Origin of the sequence: Metabacillus niabensis, from assembly GCF_902829255.1 — a bacterium.
In the GTDB taxonomy this organism is placed as follows: Bacteria; Bacillota; Bacilli; order Bacillales; family Bacillaceae; genus Metabacillus; species Metabacillus niabensis.
The window spans coordinates 1-1,344 of the sequence record NZ_CADEPK010000025.1 but is presented as its reverse complement, the minus strand read 5'-3'; the positions used below and the strand labels follow the sequence as shown (position 1 = coordinate 1,344).

Sequence of the window (1,344 nt, the reverse complement as noted above, 5' to 3'; positions counted from 1 at the left end):
TTATTTGATATTGCATTTTATCGTCAAATCGGTAATGCTGTATTTCTAGAAAACATTTAATTAAATAGATTTCTTCGTCAACAGTAACCCAATCTTTCCCCCAAATAAATGACTTTCTAAGCATTTTTGCGATATTTTCGATAATCTTAGCTGTTTCATCTTCATTTTTTAGAATGCTTCTCATTCGAATTGTTTCTAAAACATTAAATAAGAAATGTGGGTTAATTTGGCTTTGTAGAGCACTCAACTGTGCTTGCTTTCGTTGTAATTCTAAATCTTTTTTTTGAATATCAGCCACATACACTTCCTTAATCAGTCTCTTTATTTTAGATGCCATTCTATTAAATGCATGGGTAAGTTCACCTATCTCATCCTGATAATTAACACCTTCTATTAGTTCAAAGTTTTGATCCTCTACTTTCCTCATATGCTTTAAAATACGCAAAATCCGCATATGAAGGGAGCTTGTTATATAAATGATAAAAAGAGATGGGAAAACTAAATTAATAAGTGCTAAATAAAGGATGAAATTACGTGATCCTTTAATATCCTCAAGTAAAACTTGCTCTTCTGTAACAGCAATAACCTTCCACTTATTTAAATATGGAAGATTATATGATTCCTCAAATATGATCTTATCACCAGGCAATGTAACAGAGTCGTACGGAAATTTCCTTTCAGACCAATTTATCGTTGAATTTGTCGTATACTCAATTGTTCCTTTGTCATTTACTAAATATAGCTCTCCAGGAAACGTCACATCATGAAAAATACTAGACATTAATCCTGACTCCAGATTAATTTCAAGGATTTTTTGCGTTGAATTTTTAGAAACAAAATTATCCATCTCTCTGATTAAACTGAACATATCATGTTTCCCTGAATCCCCAACCGTACGGATTAAAACTGGGTAGGAGCTTCTAATTAACTCTGATTCCTTATACCATGTAGAATCTTTAACAAGTGTGTCAATTTTATTAATCCCACCTGCAAAAATGACGGTATCATTATCGGTGTATAATTTTATCGAATGAACAGATGGATAAAGTGACACTTCCTTACTTATATCACCGAAATAATCATGATAGGCGTGGATAAAATCAATCGTTGAGGTGTATTTCGTTTCTAATAGATTGTATAGTTCATAGTCCGTATATATCATAGAGGAAATTCCAACAGCATCATCTATCGCTGTTTGAAAATCATTAGCTATTTCCTTTACAGTAAGTGATAAATCATTCATTTTCTGATTTCTAACATTATTTGTCGTAACATGATAAAACACAATATGCGTTAATGTGATTGGAATAAAAACAGTAAAAATATAAATGATAAGTAGTTTGT

At 31.2% G+C, this 1,344-nt stretch carries 1 protein-coding gene; it reads right to left on the bottom strand.

The window, feature by feature from the left end; all coding sequences use genetic code 11:
• Positions 1-1,344, bottom strand: a 1,344-nt coding sequence (locus HU235_RS04800) for a sensor histidine kinase (RefSeq protein ID WP_174879476.1), incomplete at both ends; no start/stop codon positions are given.